Consider the following 5172-nt stretch of genomic DNA (forward strand, 5'->3'; position numbering starts at 1 on the left):
CATTTCACATCCATATGCGTGTTTTAATAACGCGTATGGAAAAAAGACTGCTAGTTTAAGAATCAAGTATGCTGCGCATTTATATGTATGCTTGTCACAACAGTAATGGATACTCGTTTAAGTTAACTAGCACCTTTTTTTCCATGCACTATCAACATAAAAATGCATATATCTATGAACATGTTTATGTTGATAGATATACACATAACTATAAAATCTCTATAGTCATATTCATCAACATGACTATAGAGATGAACATTTAAATTATCTGTGCTCTCAAATGAAAGCTGAATAATTTGGATCCAGGTACAATTATGTTCATAATAGTCAACATAGTTATGTTCATAGTGGCGCACATCAACATAGCTATAGTCATAACTATGTTACGCGCGTACTAGCATACTTTATTCCATGAGAACTAGATCAGTTGAGTTATTTTTTGTGCGCAAAAAGCAAGTGTGTTAGCATATGAAATTCCATGCGAGACACATCAACATAACTATGTTGATGTGTCTGTGTATAGTTGTGTCTATGTGCTGATATATAGTTTCTAATACTTAGGTGGATACTGAATTATTTCAGAAGTAGAAATCAACCTAAACATGAACATATTTAGGTTGATAACTATAAACATGACTATCAACATAATCATGAACATAAATATGTTGACAACTATGAATGCATGGATTATAATTGGCTTAAGAGTTATCCTCGATGCTAAATCTAAAGGGGGGAAGGTATGAGACAGATGGATCTGTTTGATGATCAAGAAATTGAGAATCAACAAAATAAGCTAATTACGAAATCGGTAGATTTGGTACAAAGAGCAAAGCACTCACTTTCAGCAAAAGAGCTGACGCTAATCGATTTTATGGTGAGTAAAGTTGAAGAAACGGATGAAAATCTATACTATGTTCAAACAACAATAGCTGAAATAAATGAGGTCTGCCGATTCGGGCATGGGGGAGCCGCCCATGTTAATACCGAAAAAGCGTTGCTCCAGCTTGCTAATAAAGGATTCTGGCTTCTCTTAGAAGATGGGACCAAGACAGTAGGCAGATGGTTAGAGAAGCCGTATATAAAAAATGGTGAAACCAAACTAAAATTAGACAGCGATATGGCACCTCATTTACTAAATCTTGTAGATGGTCAACGAGTGAAATCATTTTTTAAAGATGTGATTAACTTAAAAAGTATTTATGCAAAGCTACTATATGAAAGACTGCGAAGCTATGAAGAAGATGAAGTAGAAATATCAGTTTCAGAAATAAAAAGTCTTTTTAATAAAGAATCCATGGATTGGTATAGAGTCCTGGCATACTTAAGAAAAGCTAGAGACGACATCAGTAAAAATACAACAATGGTTGTCGACTACGAAACTGTAAAAGATGGACGGCAAACTGTTGCGATATTGTTTTTCAAAAAAAACAAAGCTGAAGTAATAATTGATCAAGATGGTAGCATAATAACATGACTATAATCATGTTAATCACCATGTTTATAAACATCAACATGGTTATATTTATAAGGGTGAATATATTCATGAATATAAAACACGAGATGGGGTAGAAACAATGGTAAAGATAGCAACTGTAAATATTGAAAAAGGTGGAACTGGTAAGACATCACAGACTTTTAACTTAGGTGAGTATGCAGCGCAGAAACGAAATAAAAAAGTCTTATTAATTGATCAAGATAAGTCGGGAAACTTATCAAATCGATATTCTGAATATGACGTTGGTTTAATAAAAGATGAAAACAAGATTGATAATTTGTATAAAGGAAAAGATATTAAGCCATTACACATCCATGAAAATCTAGATTTATTAGTAGCCGGTGTAGACTTACATGAGATGGATAACCTCATACAAGATAAGCACAATAACCGATTAATCCTATTCAGATGGGTAATGGAAAATTATGAAGAGCTGGCAGAAAAATATGATTATATTTTAATTGACACACATAATGATACAACACTTGTTACACAAAACGCCTGGGCGATTGCGGATATTGTCATTGGTGTTTCAGATCCGTCGATGGACGGCTATGGGGCGCTTCTAAAACTAGGTAATGACATTGAAAAATTAAAGAAAGACTTAGTTGAAGTGATATCTGGAAACAGCTATATGTCAGCTGATTACTATATACTTGGAAATAAAGTAAAACATAACACAAACACAAGTCGAGAGTTTCGAGATATTATTGAACAAGAACCGAATTACTTAGGCTATATACAAGACAAGGAACTTATAAACACAGGGAATTTAGAAAAAATACCAATTGTTGAATATGCTGAAGACGAAAAGACTTTCAGAGCGCATAAAGAATTTTTCACTTCCACTTTTTCAGTATATGATAAAATTCTGAATATCTTGGACGAAAAAGGAGAGTGAAACTAAATGAAACCTAGTAAAGCAGGAAATAGATTTCAGGCAGCAAGATCAATGTTCGATTCTCAAGAAGAAGTGGGGACGGAATCACAGGATGAGTTAACACGTAACCAGGCTCCTGAAGCAAAAGAAGATAAGCCGAAAGAAGCGACAAAACCAGCAAATAAAGCAAATGATCAGGAAAATGCTAAGAAAAAAAATCAAGACACTAATAAAAAATCCAAAGCTGTAGCTACTTCACCATATGCAATTTTGGCAGGAGATAGTAGTAGTGTTGAAAAAACAAAATCTTGGAACTTCACAATGAAGCCCTCCGTTCGTAAAATGGTTTCAGAGCTGACAAAGAAATTTGGTAAAACTTCGGGATCAGCTTTACTTTCTGAAATAATTGATGCTTTATATGATGATGGTGATTTGCAAAGAGTTGTGGAATTTCGAAATGACTCCCATGAACTATCGAGTATTGTTGTAACTGAAAATGAAAGAACCTCATCGTATAATTTTACGTTGAAACCTTCCGTAAGGAAAAAGCTTTCAGAGCTTACTAAAAGGCTAAATAAAGCGTCAGATTCAGCTCTGGTTGCTGAAATGATAGAAGTGTTATATAAAGCAGAACTATAAAAGTGGCTAAACAAGCTAGTCTTATTTTCGGATAAGGCAAGGCTTGTTTTTTTGAATTGCTGTTTCTTATTGGCTTAGCACCAGCAAAGTGAGGCTTAAACTAAAGCCAGTGACTGCTTTTTTATCTACAGGGGGGGGGCGAAAGACAAATCTCGACCTTCCCTAGTGATAATTATTATTCATTTTTCATTGCTATATATCCTATCATGATGTATAATATAAGTATAGAAGCCAGAAAGGAGTTGTCGATATGATCCGTAACGATCCGCCAGAATTAGTGAAAATCACCTCGTCCCACTCCCTAGAAGCAATCGCTAGCGATTATAACGAAGCCTTTCAGGAAGGCTTTGACGTGTCTACCGAAGAAATTGGCCATTACCTTGGTGTTTCCGAACTCTGGATCACGCGCCACTTAAAGGAAGGCATTAAGTACATTATTATCAACGCCGTAGCACGCCGTGCGCTTGCGAAATACGGGGATGCTCGCTTTAGCCACTTATACACGCATAAGAAGAAAATCTTCCATAGAAGAGCCTGGCAGACGCATCTGATACAACACAGCTTTATCGAAAACAAAGATGGCAGCTTAACCGCCGCAGCCAAACTCCCTACGTCGCTTATCACATGCACAGAAGCCGCTGTCAAGTACGGAATCACCCGAAAGGCTGTCTATGAGCAGATAGAAGGAAAGGCGACCAAATACGTCGTCTATGGCTTGAAAAAGTACAGTGAAAAAGAGATCGAGCTATTACTTGTTGATATGATATAGCTTTTTTTCAAAAGTAGTTATTGAACCATATGGTTCAATTTTAAAGAAACCCAACAAGGAAGGAAAGATGACAATGACAAAGCGAGAAGCTTCAACGATGGCCAACACCAACTTAACTCCAGTTACGATCGAATCGGTCACACAAGAACTACATAAAGCCTTTCAATTATTTAATGACACCTGGTTCGACAGCAAATTACCTGTACCCGCCATTACGATCCAAAGTAGCGGGCACCGGAGATTATCGATGGGATGGTGCAGCATTAACCCCGTATGGGGTACGAAAGACGGCTCACAGCAAATGTATGAGATCAATTTATCGGCCGAGTTCCTGGCGGATGATTTCTTCGAAGTGATGGACACGCTGCTGCATGAAATGGTCCATCTTTATCACATGGTCAACAACATTCAAGATACCAGCCGTAAAGGAACCTACCACAACAAAAAATTCCGCGATAAATGCCTGGACATCGGTTTCGAGTATGCCGATCCTAAGCCGGACAAACAGCACGGCTATTCCTTTGCTAGAATTGGCCAACCACTCAAAGATAAGATTGCAACTATGGACATCAATGCAGAGACGTTTGTTATTGCTAGACGTGGCTTTCGTTACTTACGCGCCGTGGAAGATGGCGCCACACCAGAAGAAGCCAGTGCGGCCGGAAATGCCTATGGCCCTTCTGAATCCACTTCTAACTCGATTAAATGGGTCTGTCCCACGTGCAACATGGCCGTGCGATCGTACAAAAAAGAAGTCCATATCCTGTGCGGAGATTGCAACGAAACCTTTGTCCAGGCTTGATCTTTCGCCTTGCACATTTTACCAGTATTAACGTATAATACAAAGAGATACGAGATTAGCCAAGACGGGGCCGTACTCGTATCCTCTCATCATTCTATTGCTGGGGTACCACTTCAATAGAAACAGCAAAATCAGCATAACTTCATGTGCTGGTTTTTCTTTTGTTTTTTATTGAACCATATGGTTCAAATTTATACCTCATGAAGCAACGTTCGGAATTAAAGCCATTCACGACCGGACGTTGGATCTTATTGTTCGTATATTGGTTCTATTTTCTCCGGATGCAGCGGCCGATCGACCAGGTAATACGGGTCTATTTCCGAACAATCCCTTATACATACCATTTTTCAAAGGTTGTTGTTTCAATGTGCCGGATAGCATCCAGTTGTATCTGCTTTACGCTCTCATTGGTTTGTACATAGAGCGTATCGCCTTCATGGCCGTGCAATTGCCCCAATACGGCGCAGAACCAGCATCTCCGAGTAAATAGGACATTTCATAATTTTCAAACAACGAGATAAGAGCATCAAGTACCGAAACAAGCTGTTTCCTACTGAATTTGTATTCAAAAACAAGTGTATCTAACG

General features: G+C 37.9%; 6 protein-coding genes. 5 read left to right on the forward strand and 1 reads right to left on the reverse strand.

What is annotated here, in order from left to right:
* Positions 1 to 739: 739 nt before the first annotated feature.
* The 5 genes from DUK53_RS16630 to DUK53_RS16650 all read left to right on the forward strand — a co-directional run bounded on the left by DUK53_RS16630 (position 740) and on the right by DUK53_RS16650 (position 4585).
* A complete protein-coding gene (locus DUK53_RS16630) occupies positions 740 to 1474 on the forward strand; it encodes a replication initiation protein (protein WP_124893127.1) in 735 nt (244 codons plus the stop codon).
* A 100-nt stretch (positions 1475 to 1574) separates the two neighbouring features.
* A complete protein-coding gene (locus DUK53_RS16635) occupies positions 1575 to 2396 on the forward strand; it encodes a ParA family protein (protein ID WP_124893129.1) in 822 nt (273 codons plus the stop codon).
* Positions 2397 to 2402: 6 nt separating this feature from the next.
* Positions 2403 to 3014, forward strand: coding sequence for a hypothetical protein (locus DUK53_RS16640; RefSeq protein WP_124893131.1), 612 nt, complete (start codon positions 2403 to 2405; stop codon positions 3012 to 3014).
* A 250-nt stretch (positions 3015 to 3264) separates the two neighbouring features.
* A complete protein-coding gene (locus DUK53_RS16645; protein WP_124893133.1) occupies positions 3265 to 3783 on the forward strand; it encodes a hypothetical protein in 519 nt (172 codons plus the stop codon).
* 73 nt (positions 3784 to 3856) lie between these two features.
* Positions 3857 to 4585 carry a SprT-like domain-containing protein gene (locus DUK53_RS16650; RefSeq protein ID WP_236637322.1) on the forward strand — a complete coding sequence of 243 codons (729 nt, stop codon included), beginning with the start codon at positions 3857 to 3859 and terminating at the stop codon, positions 4583 to 4585.
* Between the two features lie 396 nt (positions 4586 to 4981).
* Here DUK53_RS16650 and DUK53_RS17880 read toward each other — a convergent pair.
* Positions 4982 to 5172 (reverse strand): hypothetical protein (locus DUK53_RS17880; RefSeq protein WP_236637323.1); only part of this gene is annotated, 191 nt, incomplete at its 5' end.

It is taken from the genome of Listeria sp. SHR_NRA_18 (assembly GCF_003856515.1).
GTDB lineage: Bacteria > Bacillota > Bacilli > Lactobacillales > Listeriaceae > Listeria_A > Listeria_A newyorkensis.